14 protein-coding genes, 3 rRNA genes and 4 pseudogenes are annotated in these 23290 nt (G+C 52.9%); 10 read left to right on the top strand and 11 right to left on the bottom strand.

Annotated features, from left to right (window positions below; all coding sequences use genetic code 11):
- Positions 1-110: 110 nt before the first annotated feature.
- The 4 genes and pseudogenes from HLB35_RS11685 (at position 111) to rrf (ending at position 7496) form a co-directional block, all read left to right on the top strand.
- Positions 111-1918 (top strand): annotated as a pseudogene (locus HLB35_RS11685) (acyl-CoA dehydrogenase C-terminal domain-containing protein).
- 533 nt (positions 1919-2451) lie between these two features.
- Positions 2452-3984: ribosomal RNA gene (locus HLB35_RS11680) — 16S ribosomal RNA — on the top strand.
- Positions 3985-4318: 334 nt separating this feature from the next.
- Positions 4319-7204, top strand: a 23S ribosomal RNA gene (locus tag HLB35_RS11675).
- Positions 7205-7380: 176 nt separating this feature from the next.
- Positions 7381-7496, top strand: a 5S ribosomal RNA gene (gene rrf, locus HLB35_RS11670).
- Together the 16S, 23S and 5S rRNA genes form the textbook arrangement of a ribosomal RNA operon.
- Before the next feature lie 326 nt (positions 7497-7822).
- Here rrf and rnk read toward each other — a convergent pair.
- On the bottom strand, positions 7823-8236 hold the full coding sequence (gene rnk, locus HLB35_RS11665; RefSeq protein ID WP_171702703.1) for a nucleoside diphosphate kinase regulator: 414 nt from the start codon (positions 8234-8236) through the stop codon (positions 7823-7825).
- Between the two features lie 136 nt (positions 8237-8372).
- On the bottom strand, positions 8373-9725 hold the full coding sequence (gene gdhA / locus HLB35_RS11660; protein ID WP_171702702.1) for an NADP-specific glutamate dehydrogenase: 1353 nt from the start codon (positions 9723-9725) through the stop codon (positions 8373-8375).
- 325 nt (positions 9726-10050) lie between these two features.
- Here gdhA and rlmM point away from each other — a divergent pair.
- Positions 10051-11114, top strand: a pseudogene (gene rlmM, locus HLB35_RS11655) (23S rRNA (cytidine(2498)-2'-O)-methyltransferase RlmM).
- Position 11115: 1 nt separating this feature from the next.
- Here the strand turns inward: rlmM and HLB35_RS11650 are convergent.
- A complete protein-coding gene (locus HLB35_RS11650) occupies positions 11116-11403 on the bottom strand; it encodes an antibiotic biosynthesis monooxygenase family protein (RefSeq protein ID WP_171702701.1) in 288 nt (95 codons plus the stop codon).
- A gap of 29 nt (positions 11404-11432) precedes the next feature.
- On the opposite strand from HLB35_RS11650, the gene tusA reads away from it, so the two are divergent.
- Entirely contained in the window at positions 11433-11678 is a 246-nt protein-coding gene (tusA, locus tag HLB35_RS11645) for a sulfurtransferase TusA (protein ID WP_171702700.1), read from the top strand.
- A gap of 75 nt (positions 11679-11753) precedes the next feature.
- Here the strand turns inward: tusA and HLB35_RS11640 are convergent, their stop codons facing one another.
- From HLB35_RS11640 to HLB35_RS11630, 4 genes are all read right to left on the bottom strand, one after another.
- The gene (locus HLB35_RS11640; RefSeq protein WP_171702699.1) at positions 11754-12452 is read right to left on the bottom strand and encodes a hypothetical protein; all 699 of its coding nucleotides are present in this window, start codon (positions 12450-12452) and stop codon (positions 11754-11756) included.
- 150 nt (positions 12453-12602) lie between these two features.
- The gene (locus tag HLB35_RS18945) at positions 12603-13028 is read right to left on the bottom strand and encodes a hypothetical protein (RefSeq protein ID WP_422822446.1); all 426 of its coding nucleotides are present in this window, start codon (positions 13026-13028) and stop codon (positions 12603-12605) included.
- A complete protein-coding gene (locus HLB35_RS18940) occupies positions 13007-13609 on the bottom strand; it encodes a DUF3080 family protein (protein WP_422822445.1) in 603 nt (200 codons plus the stop codon). Before HLB35_RS18940 ends, HLB35_RS18945 begins: the two co-directional genes overlap by 22 nt.
- Before the next feature lie 5 nt (positions 13610-13614).
- Complete coding sequence (locus HLB35_RS11630; protein WP_171702698.1) at positions 13615-15030, bottom strand: MATE family efflux transporter; 1416 nt, start codon at positions 15028-15030, stop codon at positions 13615-13617.
- 155 nt (positions 15031-15185) lie between these two features.
- Here HLB35_RS11630 and HLB35_RS11625 point away from each other — a divergent pair.
- A pseudogene (locus HLB35_RS11625) lies at positions 15186-15769 on the top strand (elongation factor P hydroxylase).
- On the opposite strand, the gene HLB35_RS11620 reads toward HLB35_RS11625, so the two are convergent.
- Positions 15739-16224, bottom strand: a complete 486-nt coding sequence (locus HLB35_RS11620; protein ID WP_171702697.1) for a hypothetical protein — start codon at positions 16222-16224, stop codon at positions 15739-15741. The pseudogene HLB35_RS11625 and the gene HLB35_RS11620 sit on opposite strands and share 31 nt — an antisense overlap.
- 18 nt (positions 16225-16242) lie before the next feature.
- Complete coding sequence (locus HLB35_RS11615; protein WP_171702696.1) at positions 16243-17121, bottom strand: TatD family hydrolase; 879 nt, start codon at positions 17119-17121, stop codon at positions 16243-16245.
- 159 nt (positions 17122-17280) lie between these two features.
- Here HLB35_RS11615 and HLB35_RS11610 point away from each other — a divergent pair, with 159 nt between their 5' ends.
- Positions 17281-19203, top strand: coding sequence for an ATP-binding cassette domain-containing protein (locus HLB35_RS11610; RefSeq protein ID WP_171702695.1), 1923 nt, complete (start codon positions 17281-17283; stop codon positions 19201-19203).
- A 107-nt stretch (positions 19204-19310) separates the two neighbouring features.
- Here the strand turns inward: HLB35_RS11610 and HLB35_RS11605 are convergent, their stop codons facing one another.
- Positions 19311-19763 (bottom strand): universal stress protein, encoded by a 453-nt coding sequence (locus tag HLB35_RS11605; protein WP_171702694.1) that lies wholly within the window; start codon positions 19761-19763, stop codon positions 19311-19313.
- A gap of 167 nt (positions 19764-19930) precedes the next feature.
- On the opposite strand from HLB35_RS11605, the gene HLB35_RS11600 reads away from it, so the two are divergent.
- Positions 19931-20485 carry a preprotein translocase subunit YajC gene (locus tag HLB35_RS11600; protein WP_171702693.1) on the top strand — a complete coding sequence of 185 codons (555 nt, stop codon included), beginning with the start codon at positions 19931-19933 and terminating at the stop codon, positions 20483-20485.
- Here HLB35_RS11600 and slyA read toward each other — a convergent pair.
- Positions 20455-20916 carry a transcriptional regulator SlyA gene (gene slyA / locus HLB35_RS11595; protein ID WP_171702692.1) on the bottom strand — a complete coding sequence of 154 codons (462 nt, stop codon included), beginning with the start codon at positions 20914-20916 and terminating at the stop codon, positions 20455-20457. The two genes, HLB35_RS11600 and slyA, sit on opposite strands and share 31 nt — an antisense overlap.
- 211 nt (positions 20917-21127) lie before the next feature.
- On the opposite strand from slyA, the pseudogene fadB reads away from it, so the two are divergent.
- Positions 21128-23286, top strand: a pseudogene (gene fadB / locus HLB35_RS11590) (fatty acid oxidation complex subunit alpha FadB).
- Positions 23287-23290 lie beyond the last annotated feature (4 nt).

Raw genomic sequence — 23290 nt, 5'->3', positions numbered from 1 at the left:
GTCAGGTTTTTGCTTGATGGTCAGGAACGCCTTGACGCAGTGACCGACGAGGGATAAATTCAAACGTATGTTTGAAAACCTTGCTTTTGTCACTGATCGGGAGTTCCACCATGCCTACCTATCAAGCACCTTTGCGTGATCTGCGTTTTGTTATGGAAGAAATGTTTGATTACCCAGCTCATTATGCGCGTTTGCCTGCGGGTGAAGATGCAACGGTAGATGTGGTTAATGCCATTCTTGAAGAGGGTGGACGTTTCAGTCGTGAAGTGCTTCTTCCACTGAACCAGAGTGGTGACACCCAAGGGTGCTCGTTGGACAGCGGCAAGGTAACCGCCCCGGATGGTTTCAGAGAGGCTTATCAGCAATATGTGGATGGTGGCTGGCCGAGTCTGGCGGCAGACCCTGCGTTTGGTGGTCAGGGGTTGCCACATTCCTTGTCCATGGTGTTTTCGGAAATGATCAGCTCCGCTAACCTGGCGTGGGGCATGTATCCTGGGCTTTCCCATGGAGCAGCGGATGCGTTAAGTCATCACGGCACCCAGGAGCAGAAGTCTATTTACCTTAGCAAACTGACAGAAGGTGTCTGGACAGGCACCATGTGCCTTACCGAGCCGCATTGCGGTACAGACCTTGGGTTGATCAAGACGCGTGCAGTACCTGTCGAGAATAGTGATGGCTACACACTGACCGGAACCAAGATCTTTATTTCAGCCGGTGATCATGATCTGGCAGACAACATTGTGCATTTGGTGTTGGCCAAGCTGCCCGATGCGCCTGAGGGCTCAAAAGGTATTTCGCTATTTGTAGTTCCCAAGTTTTTGCCGGATGCTGAAGGGAACCCGGGGAGCCAAATGGCGTCAGCTGTGGGTCGCTCGAACATAAAATGGGCATTCACGGTAATGCCACCTGTGTAATGAATTTCGATGATGCCGTAGGTTATCTGGTCGGTGCGCCGCATAAAGGCCTGGCCTGCATGTTTACCATGATGAATGCCGCCCGTCTTGGCGTTGGAATCCAGGGGCTTGGGTTGATCGAAACCAGTTTTCAGAACTCGCTGAGCTATGCCCGTGACCGATTGCAGATGCGGGCGCTGTCGGGCGCCAAAGCACCGGAAAAAGTGGCAGACCCGATTATTGTTCACCCTGATGTGCGTCGTATGCTGCTTACCCAGAAAGCCTTTGCCGAAGGTGGTCGCATGCTGGTGCTGTATACGGCAAAAATGCTGGATATTGCTGATCATGTTGAAGCCGGTGATGAAAAGCAACGCGCAGAGACTCTGCTGGGGCTACTAACGCCGATTGTTAAGGCGTTTCTGACCGAAGTAGCTTTCGAATGCACTAATGAAGGTGTGCAGATTTTTGGTGGGCACGGCTTTATTAAAGAGTGGGGTATGGAGCAGCTGGTCCGCGATGCACGTATTACTCGACTCTATGAAGGCACAACGGGCATTCAGGCGCTAGACCTGCTGGGTCGCAAAGTGCTGATGAGTCAGGGCGAGTCGCTGAAAGTATTGACCAAGGAAATCCATGTCTTCTGTAAGACAGAAGCTGACAATCCATTGATGAAAGAATTTGTTGAGCCGCTGGCAACGTTAAATGCCGAATGGGGTGAGCTGACCATGGGGGTAGGCATGAAGGCCATGCAGGATCGTGACGAAGTAGGTGCGGCCAGCGTTGACTATCTGATGTATGCGGGCTACGTATCACTGGCCTATATGTTTGCCCTGGCTGCCAAAAAAGCCCTGGCGCCTGAAAAGGAAAACGATAGTGCATTCTATGCCGCCAAGCTGGATACTGCGCGATTCTACTATCAGCGTATCTTGCCACGCACTCGTGGCCATGCAGCCATGGTTCAGGCAGGAGCCGCTAGCCTGATGGCAATTTCCAGTGAAAATATGGGGTTAGGTTTTGAGATTTGAAAAATAAGACGTTGGTATAGTGATTTTTTCAAATAGTCCTTGCATCCTCGGTATCAAATCCGTAGAGTACGCATCCGCTGCCGGGGACGCACAGCGTTACCAGCGGTGCTTTTTCGTAAGTTCGGAGGTGAAAACCTTCAGTTTGTCAGAAAGTTAGAGAAAACGTTGGCGAGAAGTTGCCGCATCTAACTTCCTCGCTGAAATCGATCGAAACACGGAATCGAATCAGCGGTTGACAAACACACAGGAATGCGTAGAATACGCCTTCCTCGCTGAGGCAAGTCATTCAGGTCAACGAATGACAAGGTTTGATAACCGCCTCGCGAAAAGCTCTTTAAAAATTTGATCAGGTAATTCATGTGGGCGCTTGCCGATGAGGGTGATAAATCACCAAATATCAAGGCAAGCGACTCAGCAAGACAATCTTAAGCCTCGGCCTTCGATTGTGTATTGAATGAATTCGTTTGAACCTTGAGCCAAGTTTGATGCGCTTTTGTTACCTTCGGGTGACAAGTAAGCATCACAATGATTTTAAACTGAAGAGTTTGATCATGGCTCAGATTGAACGCTGGCGGCAGGCCTAACACATGCAAGTCGAGCGGTAACAGATCTAGCTTGCTAGATGCTGACGAGCGGCGGACGGGTGAGTAACGCATAGGAATTTACCCGATAGTGGGGGATAACCTGGGGAAACTCAGGCTAATACCGCATACGTCCTACGGGAGAAAGGGGGCTTTGGCTCCCGCTATCGGATGAGCCTATGCCGGATTAGCTGGTTGGTGAGGTAATGGCTCACCAAGGCGACGATCCGTAGCTGGTCTGAGAGGATGATCAGCCACATCGGGACTGAGACACGGCCCGAACTCCTACGGGAGGCAGCAGTGGGGAATATTGGACAATGGGCGCAAGCCTGATCCAGCCATGCCGCGTGTGTGAAGAAGGCCCTCGGGTTGTAAAGCACTTTCAGCGAGGAAGAACGCCTGGCGGTTAATACCCGCCAGGAAAGACATCACTCGCAGAAGAAGCACCGGCTAACTCCGTGCCAGCAGCCGCGGTAATACGGAGGGTGCAAGCGTTAATCGGAATTACTGGGCGTAAAGCGCGCGTAGGTGGCTTGATAAGCCGGTTGTGAAAGCCCCGGGCTCAACCTGGGAACGGCATCCGGAACTGTCAGGCTAGAGTGCAGGAGAGGAAGGTAGAATTCCCGGTGTAGCGGTGAAATGCGTAGAGATCGGGAGGAATACCAGTGGCGAAGGCGGCCTTCTGGACTGACACTGACACTGAGGTGCGAAAGCGTGGGTAGCAAACAGGATTAGATACCCTGGTAGTCCACGCCGTAAACGATGTCGACCAGCCGTTGGGTGCCTAGCGCACTTTGTGGCGAAGTTAACGCGATAAGTCGACCGCCTGGGGAGTACGGCCGCAAGGTTAAAACTCAAATGAATTGACGGGGGCCCGCACAAGCGGTGGAGCATGTGGTTTAATTCGATGCAACGCGAAGAACCTTACCTACTCTTGACATCCTGCGAATCGGTGAGAGATCACTGGGTGCCTTCGGGAACGCAGAGACAGGTGCTGCATGGCTGTCGTCAGCTCGTGTTGTGAAATGTTGGGTTAAGTCCCGTAACGAGCGCAACCCTTGTCCTTATTTGCCAGCACGTAATGGTGGGAACTCTAAGGAGACTGCCGGTGACAAACCGGAGGAAGGTGGGGACGACGTCAAGTCATCATGGCCCTTACGAGTAGGGCTACACACGTGCTACAATGGCCGGTACAAAGGGCTGCGAACTCGCGAGAGTCAGCGAATCCCTTAAAGCCGGTCTCAGTCCGGATCGGAGTCTGCAACTCGACTCCGTGAAGTCGGAATCGCTAGTAATCGTGAATCAGAATGTCACGGTGAATACGTTCCCGGGCCTTGTACACACCGCCCGTCACACCATGGGAGTGGACTGCACCAGAAGTGGTTAGCCTAACGCAAGAGGGCGATCACCACGGTGTGGTTCATGACTGGGGTGAAGTCGTAACAAGGTAGCCGTAGGGGAACCTGCGGCTGGATCACCTCCTTAAACGATGCATCATCCCTCGCGGTAAGCGCTCACAATGAATTACCTGATCAGATAGCTGTTGATATGCAGTGATAAGCGTCTCCTTTACGTTGAAAAAAGAGAAAGCTCTTTTTTATTTTTAATGTGAAAAAGCATGCGTTTATCACTGCTTATAGCAGTCGCTCTTTAATAATATATCAAGCTGATAAAAACCTTCTTAAGAGGGTGGTTAATCACATTCTGTGTGACTAACAACACTCTGAGAGGTTTGTACGTAGTAAATTGTTGTGTGATACGTCTCAAGCGTATCCGGCAATCGTTATCATTGCGAACCCCAGACTCCTTCGGGTTATAGGGTCAAGCAATGAAGCGCACACGGTGGATGCCTAGGCAGCCAGAGGCGATGAAAGACGTGGAAGCCTGCGATAAGGCTCGGCGAGGTGGCAAACAACCTGTGACCCGGGCATCTCTGAATGGGGAAACCCACTCATCACAAGATGAGTATCCTGCACTGAATACATAGGTGACAGGAGGCGAACCAGGGGAACTGAAACATCTAAGTACCCTGAGGAAAAGAAATCAACCGAGATTCCCCTAGTAGCGGCGAGCGAACGGGGACCAGCCCTTAAGCAGGTGACTGATTAGACGAATGCGCTGGGAAGCGCGGCCATAGCGGGTGATAGCCCCGTAGTCGAAAATCTGATCCTGTGAAATCGAGTAGGTCGGGGCACGAGAAACCTTGACTGAAGACGGGGACCATCCTCCAAGGCTAAATACTCCTGGCTGACCGATAGTGAACCAGTACCGTGAGGGAAAGGCGAAAAGAACCCCGGAGAGGGGAGTGAAATAGACCCTGAAACCGTGTGCGTACAAGCAGTCGGAGCGGACTTGTTCCGTGACGGCGTACCTTTTGTATAATGGGTCAGCGACTTATATTCTGTGGCGAGGTTAACCGATTAGGGGAGCCGTAGCGAAAGCGAGTCTTAACTGGGCGCACCAGTCGCAGGATATAGACCCGAAACCGAGCGATCTATCCATGAGCAGGGTGAAGATTGAGTAACATCAATTGGAGGCCCGAACCAGGATCTGTTGAAAAAGATTTGGATGACTTGTGGATCGGAGTGAAAGGCTAATCAAGCTCGGAGATAGCTGGTTCTCCTCGAAAGCTATTTAGGTAGCGCCTCATGCAGCACCACCGGGGTAGAGCACTGTTTCGGCTAGGGGGTCATCCCGACTTACCAACCCGAGGCAAACTCCGAATACCGGTGAGTGACGCGTGGGAGACACACAGCGGGTGCTAACGTCCGTTGTGAAAAGGGAAACAACCCAGACCGTCAGCTAAGGTCCCGAAATCCTGATTAAGTGGGAAACGATGTGGGAAGGCTCAGACAGCTAGGAGGTTGGCTTAGAAGCAGCCATCCTTTAAAGAAAGCGTAATAGCTCACTAGTCGAGTCGGCCTGCGCGGAAGATGTAACGGGGCTAAATCAGGTACCGAAGCTACGGGTTCACACTTAGGTGTGAGCGGTAGAGGAGCGTCGTGTAAGCCAATGAAGGTGAATTGAGAAGTTCGCTGGAGGTATCACGAGTGCGAATGCTGACATGAGTAACGATAAAGGGCGTGAAAAACGCCCTCGCCGGAAGACCAAGGGTTTCTGTTCGACGCTAATCGGAGCAGAGTGAGTCGGCCCCTAAGGCGAGGCCGAAAGGCGTAGTCGATGGGAAACGGGTCAATATTCCCGTACCGGACATGATTGCGATGGGGGACGGAGAAGGCTAGGTGAGCCAGGCGTTGGTTGTCCTGGTGAAAGCAAGTAGGCCGAGCGCTCAGGTAAATCCGGGCGCTTAAAGCCGAGATGCGAAACGAACTGACCACGGTCAGGAAGTCATCGATGCCACGCTTCCAGGAAAAGCCTCTAAGCTTCAGATCATGTGCGACCGTACCCCAAACCGACACAGGTGGTCAGGGTGAGAATCCCAAGGCGCTTGAGAGAACTCGGGTGAAGGAACTAGGCAAAATGGTGCCGTAACTTCGGGAGAAGGCACGCCGGCGTAGGGTGACGAGACTTGCTCTCCAAGCCCGAACCGGTCGAAGATACCAGGTGGCTGCAACTGTTTAGTAAAAACACAGCACTCTGCCAAGTCGTAAGACGACGTATAGGGTGTGACGCCTGCCCGGTGCCGGAAGGTTAAGTGATGGTGTTATCTTCGGAGAAGCTCTTGATCGAAGCCCCGGTAAACGGCGGCCGTAACTATAACGGTCCTAAGGTAGCGAAATTCCTTGTCGGGTAAGTTCCGACCTGCACGAATGGCGTAATGATGGCCACGCTGTCTCCACCCGAGACTCAGTGAAATTGAAATCGCCGTGAAGATGCGGTGTACCCGCGGCTAGACGGAAAGACCCCGTGAACCTTTACTATAGCTTCACACTGGACGCTGATGTTGCCTGTGTAGGATAGCTGGGAGGCTTTGAACCTCGGACGCCAGTTCGAGCGGAGCCACCCTTGAAATACCAGCCTGGCATCATTGGCGTTCTCACTCAGGTCCGTTATCCGGATCGAGGACAGTGTGTGGTGGGTAGTTTGACTGGGGCGGTCTCCTCCCAAAGCGTAACGGAGGAGCACGAAGGTACCCTCAGCACGGTCGGACATCGTGCAATGAGTGCAAGAGCATAAGGGTGCTTGACTGCGAGACAGACACGTCGAGCAGGTGCGAAAGCAGGTTCTAGTGATCCGGTGGTTCTGTATGGAAGGGCCATCGCTCAACGGATAAAAGGTACTCCGGGGATAACAGGCTGATACCGCCCAAGAGTTCACATCGACGGCGGTGTTTGGCACCTCGATGTCGGCTCATCACATCCTGGGGCTGAAGTCGGTCCCAAGGGTATGGCTGTTCGCCATTTAAAGTGGTACGCGAGCTGGGTTTAGAACGTCGTGAGACAGTTCGGTCCCTATCTGCCGTGGGCGTAGGATGTTTGAGAAGGGCTGCTCCTAGTACGAGAGGACCGGAGTGGACGCACCTCTGGTGTTCCGGTTGTCACGCCAGTGGCATTGCCGGGTAGCTAAGTGCGGACGGGATAACCGCTGAAAGCATCTAAGCGGGAAGCCCCCTTCAAGATGAGACATCCCTGAGGCCTAGAGCCTCCTGAAGGGCCCAGCGAGACCAGCTGGTTGATAGGCACGGTGTGGAAGCGCTGCAAGGCGTTGAGCTAACGTGTACTAATGGCCCGTGAGGCTTGACCCTATAACACCCAAGGGGTCTGGTAGCAGTGATAACGATGGCTGAATAAGCCAGTCGGATACGCAGAGACGCATCACACGCGCAAAAGCGAAAGCAGGAGCGCGGACAGTTTACAAACACGTACAGCGCAGGCTATCAATTAACTGCCTGCGCATCAGCTTGATGTATTACCTGTTACGCCTGACGACCATAGCGAGTGGGAACCACCTGATCCCTTGCCGAACTCAGCAGTGAAACCGCTTAGCGCCGATGGTAGTGTGGGGTCTCCCCATGCGAGAGTAGGTCATCGTCAGGCACTTATACCGCAAAAAACCCAGCCAATCGGCTGGGTTTTTTGTTTGTGTGGCGAATAGCGAAAGGAAAACAAGGATCCCCCATGGAGAGGCTCGGCAGCCCGGCGCAGTCCTCGTCAGGCACTTATATAGAAACGCCCCATGCACACTGTTCATGGGGCGTTTTGCTGTGCGCGTGTTAAAAAACCTTTCCCTCCGGCAGAGGGCTTTGCTTTTCTGTTCACGATTCACGATTCACGATTCACGATTCACGATTCACGATTCACGATTCACGATTCACGATTCACGATTCACGATTCACGATTCACGATTCACGATTCACAGCAAATCACCGGTGGAACTGCTTTTCCCGTTCAGGTTGCCAGAAGATTGCGTCAATACGTAAGCGAACATCTCCATGATTAGGTACTGGCCAATCGATAACATCGCCTATTTTGAGACCAATCAGACCAGCACCTATAGGGGCCATAACAGATATGGCATCTTCTATGTTAGCCAGTGAGTGAGGGTAGACCAGTGTGCGTACCATTTGTCTTCCGCGCGATAGATCAGTGAACTGAATCTGACTATTCATACTGACCACGTCTTCAGGAATATCTTCAGGATCCACTACCTCACCGCGCGCCAACTCTACTTCAAGTAATTTGGCCACTGCATGATCTTTACTCTCTGCGTTATCGATCAGGCGTTGGAGACGTTCGGCATCCAAACGGTTTATCAGGATAGGGGGACGGAATCCCATCTTATTTATGCTCCATGGTAAGGACGTATTTTATATGCGCAAAAATCATATCTTAAAATAAAAACAGTCCTTTCTTGCAAGCAAGAAAGGACCCGATAAGATCAAGCAGGCGGTGCCGATCAGCAAATATATAGGGTCATGTTACTCCTTGCTCGATCATGGCGTTAGCCACTTTTCTGAATCCAGCAATATTGGCACCTAAGACCAGATTTGTCGGTTCGCCAAATTCTTCAGCTGTTTCTGCACATTGGGTATGTATATTTTCCATAATGGCCTTAAGCTTACTATCTACCTTATCCAGCGACCATTTCTCCATGCTGCTGTTTTGAGCCATTTCCAGCTGACTGGTTGCAACGCCGCCGGCATTTGCAGCCTTGCCGGGACCATAAGCTATTTTGGCAACGAGGAACTTATCGACGGCATCAGCCGTGGAGGGCATGTTGGCGCCTTCGCTGATGCAATAAATGCCGTTCTCCAGCAACGCATCAGCATCTGCACCCGTCAGTTCATTCTGGGTAGCACAAGGGAAAGCCAGGTCGGCCTTGAGTCGCCAAACACTATGGCCATCATCTGGGTATTCTGAGTTAGGTATATAATTTGCCTGTGTATGCTTTTCCAAATAATGTTTCAGTGAGACGCGCCTGGTTTCCTTCAGTTCTTTTAACAAATCAAGGTCAATACCATTCTCATCAACGATAGTGCCAGATGAATCTGAGCAGGTAATAGGTTTGGCACCTAATTCGTATAGTTTTTCTATCGTATAAATTGCCACATTGCCGGCACCGGAAATAAGGCATGTTTTATTGCTGATCTCCTGACCGCGGGCTTTTAGCATATTCTGAGCAAAATAAACGGCACCGTAGCCGGTTGCCTCTTTTCTTCCAATAGAGCCGCCCCAATCCAGGCCTTTGCCGGTCAATACACCTTCATATAGCCCAGTGATACGTTTATATTGGCCAAACAAGTAACCGATTTCACGCTTACCTACCCCAATATCACCTGCCGGTACATCTGTGTTTGGCCCGATATGACGGTAAAGTTCTGACATGAATGCCTGACAAAAGCGCATGATTTCCCCATCGGACTTTCCCTTGGGGTTAAAGTCAGAACCGCCTTTACCTCCGCCAATAGGCAGTCCGGTAAGCGCATTTTTAAAAATCTGTTCAAACCCCAGAAATTTTATCGTGCCTGAGGTAACACTCGGATGGAAGCGTAACCCTCCTTTATAGGGTCCCAGTGCAGAGTTGAATTGAACTCTGTAGCCTTTGTTGACTTGCACTGTCCCCTTGTCGTCTACCCAGCAGATGCGAAACATGATTTGGCGTTCGGGCTCAACGATTCGCTCGATAATGCTGTGCTCAAGGTATTCTGGATAGCGCTCAAACAGCGGGCGCAAGCACTCAAGTACTTCTTCAGCGGCCTGATAAAATTCTGTTTGCGCTGGGCTGCTTTTACGCAAGCATTCTAAGGTGTTGTGGACGTAGGGCATTGTTTATCTGTTCAATCCTTGTTTATTTGATATTGAAAGTTCTGTGATTAACTTGCCCTATTAAACGTGCGTTATGCGGCAGATGCATACCCCATTACAGCGCTGCTATGCTCTATGAGAGGGAAAAATTAGACTAAAGGCGAATTATTTTATGCACCAAAAATGAACATATGGAAAATCACATCTATGTTGTTTAAACGATAGGTTCGAATCTGCTTGTCTATTGGCCAACATGCTATGATGTCCAAGTGTTGGCCATTGTTGGCCGATAATCCGAAACTCCACTGTTTGTTGTTAAATTATCCATCGTTTTAAGGTGAGCTAAGTGCCCCAGATTTTTCCGGCAACCTGGCTGGTTTATTGCCGACCTGGTTTTGAAAGGGATGCATTGGCAGAGTTGCTGCACCATGCCCAAAGACATGACGTGGCCTGTGAAGGTGATAGTGGTGAAGGGTGGGCGAGTGTCACCCGTTTGGATAACGAGCCTATCAACGAGCTTCATCGTCTTGTTCATTTTGACTTGTTGATTTTCGCTCGCCAGACGCTGATCGCGTTGCCGCTGCTGGACGTTGGACGTGAAGACCGTCTGACATCCCTGGTTGCTCAGGTTGTTGATGCAGGTTGGAGTTTTGAAGACATCTGGCATGAAACGCCAGATACTAACGAAGGTAAAGCGCTTAGTCGCCTGATAAAGACACTGTCTCGGCCATTGGAAAGTCTACTGAAAAAAGAGGGGCTTTGCGACGTAAGGCGGGTGGACGCAGGCTACACCTGTTATGGGTCAGCGGCTCTTCACTGCAGGTGGGTCTTTCATTTCCGGGCAATCGCAGTGATCTGCCTAATGGGATTCGCAGGTTGCGTGTGCCTTCCCGAGCGCCAAGTCGTTCGACGCTTAAACTTGAAGAAGCCTGGCATGAGTTCATTCCTCGATCGCAGTGGGAAGAGCGCCTGGAAGGGCATCTGACGGCGGCGGACCTGGGAGCGGCACCGGGTGGTTGGACGTGGCAGTTGGTTCAAAAAGGGATGTATGTCTACGCTATTGATAATGGGCCAATGGCAGCTGAGCTGATGGCGTCAGGGCAGGTTGAACATTTGAAGGAAGATGGGTTTACCTGGGAGCCTCCTTATCGTCTGGACTGGCTGGTCTGTGATATTGTCGATAAACCAATAAGGGTCATCGCCATGATGGAGCGCTGGCTGGTAGGGCGCTGGTGCAGGGAAGCAGTATTCAATTTGAAATTACCGATGAAAAAGCGCTGGGAAGAAGTTACCAAGTGCCTGTCACACCTTGAGGATGTTTTGCATGAAGCTGGCGTGAAATACACGTTACGCTGCCGTCACCTCTACCACGACAGGGAAGAGGTGACAGTGCATATCCGCTTGCAATAGATCAGAAGCTGGGTTCATAGATGCGAATGGTTTCTTCCTCGGTAAGTAGAGGTAAAATATGTTGCATCGCATTGGACCGAGCTTCACTGGTATACCATTCTTTCCAGGCGCGTAGATCACGCCATTTGGTTATCATCAAGCGCCTATCCGAATGACCCATCTCAACCAGTGTCTCTCCGCCGACAAAGCCTCTGGCACCCAGGGAAACACGCATTGCCTGGCGTGCTGCCTGTTCATAATCTTCTTCCAAACCAGGCATAATACGTCGTTCAATGATGATTTTGATCATACCTTACACTTCCTGAATCGAGAATCTGAATGAGTGAAACTTTACCTGAATATGATGAACAATTGGATACCCGAGGGCTATTTTGTCCAGAGCCAATCATGATGCTTCATAATAAAGTGGCTGAGTTAAAGCCAGGGCAGGTGTTGCAAGTTGTCGCCACGGACCCGGCGACTACCCGAGATGTTCCCAAGTTCTGTCAGTTTTTAAACCACGATTTGGTGGCACAGACAGCCGTTGGCGACGAGCTGTATTACTATGTACGAGTTTGTGATTAACCGTTTTCAGAGCAAAGGAAGAGTGTACAAGGGAAGCAGGTTTTAATTGCTTCCCCTTGCTGCAAAAAACTCATTTCAATGCGCAGGTGGGACCACCATAAGCGCAAGACTTTCCAGCGTATCCGGATCTTCCTCAACGATCTGATTGGCAATATGGCGTTGAAAGAAGTAAACCTTGGGATGACGTGAACGAGTACTGTAGAGGCAGGCATCTTTCAACAGTATGGGTGTCATTGTGGCTTTACTTTCATCAGCAACCAAGGCATCGACACTGCCATCGCTGTATAGATTCCAGCCGTAGACAAGCTTCATCTGCCAAGGTTGATGGTGGCCCTCCATGCACAGGGCATGGGTGCCCTGATGATCGGGGATCTGCTGGATAAGGGTGAGTTCCTGAGAGGCTTCGTAATCAAAATACTCTGCGGACGCGGAGAGTTCATGCCATTTGTGTTCGGGAGGGTCAGTAAATATTTCTTCTGTTTCTGGATCGCGATAGCCAACGAAACACCCCTGTTCCCAGCTATTGAGCAGGTGGCAAGGGGTCAGTTTTTCCATCCATGGAATCAGGCCGACAACATGGCCATCTTCACGTAACCCCCAGGCAAGCACAGGCATGCTGTAAAAGCTTTCAGGGTCAGCATCCAGCTGGTAGACCATTTCCAGCCCATCAAGCTCTGGAGAAAGACGTACCAGACATTTTTGCGCTTCATGCCGCTGACGTGCGGTTTCCAGGTCGATAACCTGGGCAGAACGGGGTGACAAGGTGGCGCCCATGGTGTCCCTCCTGGTGCTGCGTGGTTTCGACGTTGGCAAAGCAGAGATTTATGCCCGCCACATATGTCACCAATAGCACAGCTTTAGCCGAAGGTTAAGCCTATTGGATGATTTTTTATAGTCGGGTACTCGCTTCGCGCCTTCTTCAGCTTACCCTGGGCAGGCTGCGAACTGGCTACGAATAGCCTGGTGGCGGTTCAAGGCGCTATTGAAAACACGCCATGGCGCCTCGTCATTGGTCAGCGAAAGCCAGTTCTGCTGATAGTCTTGCCATGCTTCAGGTGGGTCAATCGGGTGGCTATCAACAAGTTGATTGACCGTCTTGAGCCATTCATGAGCAACGTTTTCCAACTGTTGCACTTCTGTCATGTCCCAATCCGGCAGACACTCAGCGCTGGCCTGTTCGAGCATCAGGCTGGCCTCGTCAAGCCGTTGAGAGGCTAGAAGCAAAGCACGCAGTATTTCAGCGCTGAGAGGGCGCTGATTTAATTCTTTAAGGTGGTTTTCCAAACGGCTTGAGTCCTGTTCCCACTGGCGGTCAAACTGATGCAGCGTCATGCGTTGCAGATAGTCCACAGCCTCCAGTGCGGCGTCGATATCTTGCAGCGTTGTGGAAGATAAAGGAGTGCTCGCGCGGGAAAAGCTTTTTGCCACTCTGTTGACTCGAAGATGGCATTCCAGCTGACGTAGGGAAGCTGAGCCGTCTTGTTCATCGTCATATTGAGTAGGCGTTCACGATTCTCTTCGGAGAGCTGCTCGGGCGTATCGGTGTTCCAGCAGCTGCTTAGCTGTTGCCAGAGCTCGCGTTCGTATAACCATTGCTGGCTGGGTGGCGCTACCTTGCCTAGCTGGTTGTTACGTGCTGCGATAAGCGAGGTAATCTGGCACCCACGCAGGGCGTAGATATTGAGCATTCCCTCGCGCATTTCTTCAATCTCAAAAACCAGGCTCTGTATCTCCGGAAAAGAGGGAATATTATCAGGTTCAGTGGTTTCAATCGGCGTACTGCTGAGAGCATCGCCAAGCTGTTGGTGATACTGCTGCCAGTTATCGTCGCCATTGTTGCCACAGCCTTGCAATACCATCAAAGGGAATGCCCATAACGCAGCATTTAAAACATGACGCAATCCGGGAATGAACTCGGGAACAAACGGCATAGCAGCTACTCCGGTCGGCTTATCACATGTAATCGCCAGGCCAATAATAGTGCGGCGGTGCTAAGGCCTGCAATCAAACCGATCCAATAACCGTGTACCCCGAGTGCGGAAATTTCACCGAAACCATGGCGGCCCAACCAATGGCCGCCGCCTAGGCCGACACTCCAATAAGAAACCACGGTAATCAGCATGACGACCCGGGTGTCCTTGTAGCCGCGCAGAGCCCCTGCCAGATTTGCCTGCAAGGAATCCGAGACCTGAAAAAAGACGGCCAGGGTCAATAGGGAGGCGGCAAGTGCCTGAACGTCTGGGTCCGGTGTATAGAGCGAGATCACCCAACGGCCTGTTAACCAGAGAAGAGAACTATTGATTGCCGCTGTTAGCAGACTGATGGCAATGCCGTTCCAGGCAACCTGGCGGGCGCGTTCAGGGCGTTGTTGCCCAAGGGTATTACCCACTCTGACGGTGAGTGCCATGCTTAGCGACATGGGGAGCATGAACAGTATGGTGGTGAAACTCAGGGCAATCTGGTGGGCTGCCACCGTAATTTCACCCAGGCTGGCAATAAACAGCGCAATCAGGGTGAACAGAGTGACTTCAACAAAAATCGCCACCCCGATAGGAATCCCGACAACCAGCAGTTCTCGTATGCCAATCCATTTAGGCAGAGCAATTTGCTGCCACAAGGATACCTCACGGTAGGCTCGGCCCTTCTGGGTGTAGAGTATCATGGCTAATGCCATTGTCCACATTGAGATGGCCGTGGCGATGCCACAACCCAGCGCACCCAGCGTAGGTAGTTGCTGCAACGATGCGGGAACCCAGGTGCCGAACAGCTCGACCAGGCCGTCCCCACCGTAAATCAATAGATAGTTAGCGGGGATGTTGACGCCCAGCCCTACCAGGCTGATCCACAGGGCAGGGCGGGTATGATTCATGCCATCAGAAAAGGCGCGCAGTGCCTGGAACAACGCAATACCGGGCATACCGAAGGCAACTGCCGACAGATAGGCGGCTGAACTGCGAGCAACATGCTCAGGCACTGCCATCAGCTGAAAAACCGGTGTCACCAGAAACCACAGCAAGCCCGCTGAAATAGCCCCCAGCAGAAGGGCTATCCATAATGCCTGATGCACGGCAGGCCGGATGCCTGCATGGCGTTTGCCGCCTAGCATATGGGCGACTATCGGCGTTAACCCCATCAGGGTGCCGGTCATGAACAGCATCAATGGCATCCACAGGCTTGAGCCAACGGAGACGGCTGCCAATGCCGTCGGGCTTTGGCGTCCGGTCATCATGACGTCGACCACGCTCATGCCGGCCTGAGCCAGCTGGGCACCGCAAATTGGCAGTGCCAGGCGCACAAGTAACCGGGTCTCCGGCCAATAAAGTGTTCTGACTTGCTTGCTCAGGCTTTCCAAGGTGGGCTTCCTAGATAGTGGATATTCCTGTTTAAAAAAACGATTCTAGCAGCTATTGCTGTTCGTTGATCACACCACATGACGTCATAGGGTGTCGGTCTTTATAATCATCATATGCCATTTTTTTGTGATCAATATTCAACCGGATAGAATTTATGCACGACGAGACCCGCTGGACGCTTGCCGATATTATCGCTCTGTTTGATGGTGTGTTTGCCGAGCGTTACCGGACCCGGCTGACGCGTGGTGGCGATGAACCTTTGTATCAGCCAGCCAGCGGCGACGATGACTACCATCAGGTAATTTTTGCCCATGGGTTCTATGCCAGCGCATTGCATGAAATCAGCCACTGGTGCATCGCTGGCGAGCAGCGAAGACAGCTTGAGGATTACGGCTACTGGTACCTGCCCGACGGTCGTGATGCCCAACAGCAAGGTGCCTTTGAAGCCGCAGAAATTGCCCCACAGGCACTTGAATCACTGTTCTGTGAGGCCAGCCAGCGCCCCTTTCATGTCAGTGTGGATAATCTGGGGGCGAGGCAGAAGTAGACCGGGAAAGTTTTGCTAACAAGGTGTTATCGCGGGCGCAGCGCTATCGGGCTGAAGGGTTACCACGCCGTGCAGCTGCTTTCCAGATGGCCTTGCAGCGTTATTATCAACAGGCAGCTTCACTGGATCAGGCGTGCAGGGCCGGGCTGGCGGTGCTGGATCACTCGGTGTCATCACCTTCCAGTCGTTGATGTAACGCCAGCATGGCGCTTACCTCATCTTCAGGGCGCATTGGCTCCAGGCCCAGTTGATCAAACACCTCGCGGCGTTGACGCTGCCATTCTGCGTCGTTCAAGCCTGGGTACAGGCTTTCTGCAGGGGCAAGCTCAACGAAGGGGTCAATGCCGTAGGTGTCAAACAGGCGCGCCAGGGCGAGCTCATCTTCGCCGCTGCCACTGGTGTAGAGAGTCTCGTTGAAATAATCGGTTTCCAGCTCACGAATGACATCCAGCGGGCTGACGCCAAAGCTCTCCAGCTCCTCTGCGCTATATTCGTTGGTGACATGGTCGGATTCTGCAATCCAGCTGTCATCTGGCTGAATCAGGGTGTGCTTGATACGCCCATCCGCCAAAGACCAGGCAACCGAAAGCGGCAAGCCTTCCTCGTCGCCGGTTTCAATGGCAATAAAGCCGGGTAATTCACTCATTAGGGTTCCTTTTAGGTGTTACAGGTGCCTAGCATCGGCTGACTCATTGACCAGCGATGGTAACCGGAAAAAGCGCTGCGCCGTCGCGCTGCTGGCGGCTGCCAGCCGAGCTTCACTGACGCCGTGCCAATGGGCAATTTCACGCACTATCCACGGCAGCAGTGCAGGTTCATGGCGCCGCCCCTTCAACTTGGCCGGTAAATTGCGCGGTAAAAGATACGGGCAGTCGGTTTCTACCATAAGCCGATCAAGAGGGATATCCTTGACCAGTGGCTGCAGGTGGTGACCGCGTCGCTCGTCGCAAATCCAGCCGGTGAGCCCTATGTGCAAGTCTAGGTCCAGATAGCCGTGAAGGGTATCTTTGTCGGCGGTAAAGCAATGAATAACAGCGTCGCTGATATCCCCGCGCCAGTGATGCAGCATATCGCGCATGCGTGGCCCCGCATCACGCTCATGCAGAAAAAGGGGCAAGCCGCTGCTGGCGGCCAGCGCAAGCTGTGCTTCAAAGGCGCGTTCCTGCTCCTGCGGAGTTGAAAAGTTGCGGTTGAAATCCAGCCCGCATTCGCCCACCGCGACAACGCCCGGATGCTGATGCAGTTCAGCCAGTTGTTGGCCGAGCGTGTCTGTCCACTGGCTGGCATCGTGAGGATGAATGCCCGCCGTAGCAAACACACCGCTGTACTGCTCGCTGAGGCTGGCTGCCTGACGAGCATGAAGCAGGTCGGTGCCGGTCAGGATCAGGGTGGTGACGTTGGCAGCATGGGCGCGTTCAATGACCTCTGGGAGATCACGCTGAAAGCTCTCGTGAGTCAGGTTGGCGCCAATGTCCACCAGCGGGGCAGGTGATTGAAAGCGCAAGGCTTCGGGTAGTGTGGAATTGTCACGCAGAGTGGTCACACAAGGCTCCTTCAGGAATTTAGCCACAGCGAATTTGCAGCGCTCAGTCTACCTTGCCAAGAAAGCTTCCACGAGACGTCTGCAAGGTAAACATTATCAAGGCAGCATGCGTTACACTATGGCCTTTATTATGCGTTTCATGATGATGGAGAACACTGAGTGACCTTGTTACGACTTGAACAGCTGCAACTCGCTTACGGCACCCAAGTATTGCTTGACCGCGCTGACCTGACGGTCGAAAAAGGCGAGCGGCTGGCGCTGGTCGGGCGCAACGGCACCGGTAAATCAACGCTTTTAAAGCTGGTGGCTGGCGATATCAAACCCGATGATGGCACCATCTGGCGTGCGCCTGGGCTGAAAATTGGTGTTCTGTCTCAGGAGTTGCCGGAGTCTTCCGGTATGACCATCTTCGATATGGTTGCCCAGGGGCTGCCTGAAGCTGGTGACTTGCTTTCCGAGTATCACCATCTGATCAACGATTCTGACCCTGACATGAACCGCATGGCGGTGTTGCAAACCCGGATCGAGGCGATTGATGGCTGGTCATTCCATCAGCGTATTGATGTGGTGCTTACTCGCCTGGGATTGCCGCCTGAAGCTGAAATGAGTGCGCTTTCCGGCGGCTGGCGACGGCGCGTAGCGCTGGCACGGGCCCTGGTAGCCGAGCCTGATCTGCTGTTGCTGGACGAGCCGACCAACCACCTGGATCTCGACACCATCGCCTGGCTGGAAGAGCAGCTGCTGGCATTTAACGGCGCTGTGTTACTGATTACCCACGACCGTGCCTTCCTGTCCAAGCTGGCCACCCATATTCTTGAACTGGACCGTGGCAAATTAGGCCGCTACCCCGGGAAATACGCTGAGTACCAGGAACGCAAGCAGCACGAACTGGAAGTTGAAGCCCGCGAGAATGCGCTTTTTGACAAAAAACTGGCGCAAGAGGAAGCCTGGATTCGTCAAGGCGTCAAGGCACGTCGCACCCGTAATGAAGGCCGTGTACGCGAGCTTGAGCAGATGCGCATGGAGCGCAGTCAGCGTCGCGAGCGTCAGGGCACGGCCAATCTGTCGGTGGATAGCGGCGAGCGCACCGGTAAGCGGGTCGTCAAGCTGAAAGGCGTGACCCAACGCTTTGGTGATGAGGTCATCCTGCGCGATGTCAATCTGGAAGTCATGCGCGGCGACCGGATTGGTTTTCTGGGCCGTAACGGCGCCGGTAAGACAACCCTGCTTAAAATTCTGCTGGGAGAGTTGGCTCCCACAGAAGGCAGCGTACAGCTGGGTATTAACCTGCAGGTAGCCTATTTCGATCAGCTGCGGGCTGGGCTTGAGTTGAACAAAACCGTCTATGATAACGTGGCCCAAGGCAGTGACCGTGTCAGCGTAGGGGGCAAGGATCGCCATGTCATGAGCTATCTGCAGGACTTCCTGTTTACGCCTGATCGGGTGCGTCAGCCGGTCAAGGCGCTGTCTGGCGGTGAATCCAATCGTCTTCTGCTGGCCAAACTGTTTACCCAGCCTGCCAATGTCCTGGTGCTTGATGAGCCGACCAACGATCTGGATATGGAAACCCTGGAGCTGCTTGAAGAGCTGCTACTGGATTTCGACGGAACCCTATTGCTGGTCTCTCACGACCGTACCTTTATGGATAACGTGGTCACCAGTATGTTGGCGTTTGAAGGTCAAGGCTGCGTGCGTGAGTATGTGGGCGGCTATACCGACTGGATTCGTCAGGGTGGCAAATTGCCCCCGGCGCCCTGGGACGGTGCGGCTCGCCAACACACTGAGCCAACCAGCGAGGTGGCCGAGAAAGCTCAGGATAAACCGGCGGCCGAGCCTGCGCGTAAAACCGTCAAGCTTTCCTACAAGCTGCAGCGTGAATTGGATGGGTTGCCGGCTGATATCGAGCGCCTTGAAGGCGAAATAGAAACCTTGGAGCAGGAAGTGGGTGATCCAGCGTTTTACCAGCAGGACGCCAGTGTTGTCACCGCCAGGCTGCAGGCGCTGGAAAACGTCCAGCAATCATTGGAAGCCGCCATGGAGCGTTGGATGGAGCTTGAAGCAATGGCTAACGGTGAGCAGTAATTAGCGGCTTGGCAAGGCAGTTCTGTCAGTAGCGACCCAGTCAGAACAACAAGGCACCCGAACGGGTGCCTTGTCAGATTCGCTACTGGTTTTTATTGAACGAGCTGTTACTCGGCGCTTTCTTCGCCTTTCTTACCAACGCGTACAGCTAGCACATCGCACTGAGCGCCGTGCAAAACGCCGGTTGACGTGGAACCTAGCAGCAATGCGAAACCATGACGACCATGGGAGCCAACGACAATCAGATCCACGTCGTTTTCCTGGGCAAAACGATGGATTTCAGTATCCGGCATGCCCACCAGCACGTGCTGGTCTTCGCTGGGAATATGCGTTTCGGCAATTTCTGCCAGGCGCTTTTTGGCGTGATCATCCAGTTGATCCTGGATGCTGGTGAGATCCATGGGAATATCACCGCCATAGGCAAAACCCAGGGGTTCCAGGGTATGCATGATGGAGATCTTGGCGTCGTTGTTACGTTCGGCAATCGCCACGGCGCGTTCAAGGACTTTATGGGAATCTTTGGTCAAATCCACCGCGACCAGAATATGATGGTAGCTCATGGGTGCTCCTCAAAATAAGACAGTCAGCTGAGAACAATAAAGTGTGTACTCTTTACTTTAGGCGGGTTTTCGTTAAGTAACAACGACCTGGATCATTATTTTGAATATCTGCTAGATTTTCGGGCAGATCGTCCATGTCGTCATCCCTATACCCAGAGAGGCAAGCAATGGAATGGTTTTTTATTATTATCGTGGTGATGCTTGTGGCGGCACCGGTGATGTGGCTGAAGCCTAGCCCACGTCAGCAGCGTCAGGCGTCGCTGCGCAACAGTGTGCGCAAGCAGGGCGTTGAGGTGAAAATGGCTGTGCCGCCACTTCATGATGTCAAACAGGCAATGCCTGGCTACCAATGGCGTTACCCGCAGCAAGCCCCCGGGCCGGATTTTCTTCTCGTTCGAGACAGCGATGCCAGTGATGCCCTGACCCCCTACCATGCAGGCTGGCGCTGGCGGATAGCACCGTTACGCGCCTGGCCGGAACCGGCGGATAGCGTTTTAAAGGCCTTACTGGAGCGTTTGCCCCAGGATGCCTTGGTGCTGGAGTCCAGCGAATCCTCACTGACCTTATGGTGGTGGGAGTCGCAGAATGCCGAGCGCTTTTCCAGCTATATCGAAGATTTTGTCACGCTGCGTGATTGCCTGAAAGGCCACGCGGACCGCCCGAAAAAACAGCATAAAGCATCGGCCTTGACTCATGGCACGGACGACGCCTCTGCCTCCTGATCCTGTGCCTGAATCGCCAGGCCGTTAGCCTCGATATGCGCAAGCCAGTCCTCAAGCTGTTGTATTTGCTGGTCACTTAAGCCAGCAAGCATTTCCTGACGGGCCTTTGAGGCAATCGCATCAATCTGTTCAAGCAGAGGCAATGCTTCATCGGTCAGATAGATACGTTTGGCCCGCCGATCATTGCCACAGGCCTGGCGTGTAATCAGCCCCTGGGATTCCAACTGACTCAGCGTGCGTACCAGCGAAGGTGCTTCAACGCCGATATTACGGGCAAGCTCGCATTGGGTTTGCCCATTTCCCATGCGCCAGAGGTGGTACAAGGTGACCCAGCGGGTCTGAGTGAGGCCTAGCGGCGCCAGACGACGATCAATGATCGAGCGCCATAAATGTGGGAGCCGAGCAATGCGGAAGCCAATAGTAGACGCCATAAATCAACCTGCAGATGGTGGCTATGTTCAATACCCATGTTCATTACCAAGTGTCGATAGGCAATGAGTTGAATGCAAGTCCTGGTTGAGAGCACCATCCACTGGACAGATGTCATTCAAGGCTTGACGTCTGAAATAATCTCGACCAAGCTAAGGCAATCAAACGGTCGTATGAATTTGTTTCTGTCACCAGTCCAATGGAGTAAGGCGGATGATCTATCAAGGTAATGCCATTTCGATGGCGCGCAGCGATGATGATATCGCAACCCTCACTTTTGACCTGCAGGGTGAATCTGTCAATAAGCTTTCCAGCGCGGTGATCAAAGAGCTTGGTGAGGCCGCCCAGGCTCTGAATGCCGAGCATGGCCTGAATGGCCTGATTATCGCCAGCGGGAAAGAGGCATTTATTGTCGGCGCGGATATTACCGAGTTTCATCAACTCTTCGATAAAGGCCAGGATTACCTTGTTGAGATGAACCTCAAGGTGCATGAGATTTTCAATGCCATCGAAGATCTGCCTTTCCCCACCGTCACGGCCATCAATGGGCTAGCGCTGGGCGGTGGCTGTGAAGTACTGCTGACCACCGATTTTCGCGTGATGAGCGAAAAAGCCAAGATTGGCTTGCCGGAAACCAAGCTGGGAATTATTCCCGGCTGGGGTGGCTGTGTGCGCCTGCCGCGCATGATAGGTGCAGATAATGCCATTGAATGGATCGCCGGAGGAACGGAAAACCGAGCCGATGCCGCTTTAAAAGTCGGTGCCGTTGATGCGGTAGTGCCGCAGGACGACCTGCTGGATGCCGCCGCTGATATTCTGCACCGCGCCAATGCCGGTGAGCTGGATATTGAAGCACGTCGTAATGAAAAGAAATCAGCGCTGAAACTCAATGCCATTGAACAGATGATGGTATTTGAAACGGCCAAAGGTTACGTTGCAGGTAAGGCGGGGCCGCATTATCCGGCACCGATTGAAGCCATCAAGGTGATCCAGAAAGGCGCCGGAGAAGAGCGCGAACGTGCTCAGCAGATTGAAGCCAACACCTTTGCACGCATGGCCCTGACGGATGTGGCCTTTAACCTTGTTGGCCTGTTCATGAATGACCAGCTGGTCAAGAAAAAGGGCAGCGGTTACGAAAAGCAGTCTCAACCGGTTAAGCAGACTGCCGTGCTGGGCGCAGGCATCATGGGGGCGGTATTGCCTATCAAAGTGCCTCCAAGGGCACTCCCATCCTGATGAAGGACATCAAGGACGATGCCATTGAGCTGGGCCTCAAGGAAGCGCGCAAGCTGTTTGCCAAACAGGTTGACCGCAAGAAACTCAGCGTTGACCAGATGGCAGCCCGGCTTTCCAATATTCGACCCACGCTTTCCTATGGTGATTTTGGTAACGTCGATCTGGTGGTCGAAGCCGTAGTTGAAAACCCCAAGGTGAAAGACGCCGTTCTGACCGAGGTAGAAGACAAGGTCAGTGACAGCACCATCCTGACCTCCAACACGTCAACGATTTCGATTAACCGCCTGGCGAAAAACCTTAAACGCCCGGAAAATTTCTGCGGCATGCACTTTTTTAACCCGGTACATCGTATGCCGCTGGTGGAAGTCATCCGTGGTGAAAAGACTTCGGACGCCGCCGTTTCCGCGACCGTTGCCTATGCCCGTGCCATGGGCAAGACGCCGATTGTCGTCAACGATTGCCCAGGCTTTCTAGTCAACCGGGTGCTGTTTCCCTACTTTGGCGGTTTCAGCTTCCTGATGGAGCAAGGCGCTGATTTCCAGCGAGTCGATAAGGTCATGGAAAAATTCGGCTGGCCGATGGGGCCTGCCTATCTGCTGGATGTGGTCGGGCTGGATACCGCCGTGCATGCCAATGAAGTGATGGCCGAGGGTTTCCCGGATCGTATGGCGCGTGAGACGAAAACGGCCATTCAGGTGATGTTTGACAATGACCGCCTGGGGCAGAAAAACGCCAAGGGTTTTTACGCTTACGAAGAAGATAAGAAAGGTAAACCCGTCAAGGTAAGCGATGAGCAGGCGCATTCGCTGGTCAGCAGCGTGGTCAAGGAAACCAAGGAGTTTTCCGATGACGATATTATCGCCCGCATGATGGTGCCGCTATGCCTTGAAACGGTGCGTTGCCTGGAAGACGGCATTGTTGATTCTGCCGCAGAGGCAGATATGGCCTTGATCTATGGGATTGGTTTCCCGCCTTTCCGTGGGGGCGCGCTGCGCTATATCGATGCCATAGGTGTCGCTGAGTTTGTCGCCCAGGCGGATGCGCTGGCCGAGGAGCTGGGCGCACTCTATGCCCCGACCCCGAAACTACGTGAAATGGCGCGTGATCATTCACGCTTTTATCCTGCTAATGCCTGATCAA

The sequence above is a fragment of the Vreelandella azerica genome (assembly GCF_013112225.1).
GTDB classification, from domain to species: domain Bacteria; phylum Pseudomonadota; class Gammaproteobacteria; order Pseudomonadales; family Halomonadaceae; genus Vreelandella; species Vreelandella azerica.
The sequence above is the reverse complement of the archived record's forward strand: the minus strand, read 5'-3'. Positions and strand labels throughout refer to the sequence as shown.

What these genes read in the sequence shown, in the direction of transcription:
- rnk (WP_171702703.1), bottom strand. Translation starts at nt 8,236, where the DNA reads ATGGGATTCCGTCCCCCTATCCTGATAAACCGTTTGGATGCCGAACGT.
- gdhA (WP_171702702.1), bottom strand. Translation starts at nt 9,725, where the DNA reads ATGCCCTACGTCCACAACACCTTAGAATGCTTGCGTAAAAGCAGCCCA.
- HLB35_RS11650 (WP_171702701.1), bottom strand. Translation starts at nt 11,403, where the DNA reads ATGATCAAAATCATCATTGAACGACGTATTATGCCTGGTTTGGAAGAA.
- tusA (WP_171702700.1), top strand. Translation starts at nt 11,433, where the DNA reads ATGAGTGAAACTTTACCTGAATATGATGAACAATTGGATACCCGAGGG.
- HLB35_RS11640 (WP_171702699.1), bottom strand. Translation starts at nt 12,452, where the DNA reads ATGGGCGCCACCTTGTCACCCCGTTCTGCCCAGGTTATCGACCTGGAA.
- HLB35_RS18940 (WP_422822445.1), bottom strand. Translation starts at nt 13,609, where the DNA reads ATGCCGTTTGTTCCCGAGTTCATTCCCGGATTGCGTCATGTTTTAAAT.
- HLB35_RS11620 (WP_171702697.1), bottom strand. Translation starts at nt 16,224, where the DNA reads ATGAGTGAATTACCCGGCTTTATTGCCATTGAAACCGGCGACGAGGAA.
- HLB35_RS11605 (WP_171702694.1), bottom strand. Translation starts at nt 19,763, where the DNA reads ATGAGCTACCATCATATTCTGGTCGCGGTGGATTTGACCAAAGATTCC.
- HLB35_RS11600 (WP_171702693.1), top strand. Translation starts at nt 19,931, where the DNA reads ATGGAATGGTTTTTTATTATTATCGTGGTGATGCTTGTGGCGGCACCG.
- slyA (WP_171702692.1), bottom strand. Translation starts at nt 20,916, where the DNA reads ATGGCGTCTACTATTGGCTTCCGCATTGCTCGGCTCCCACATTTATGG.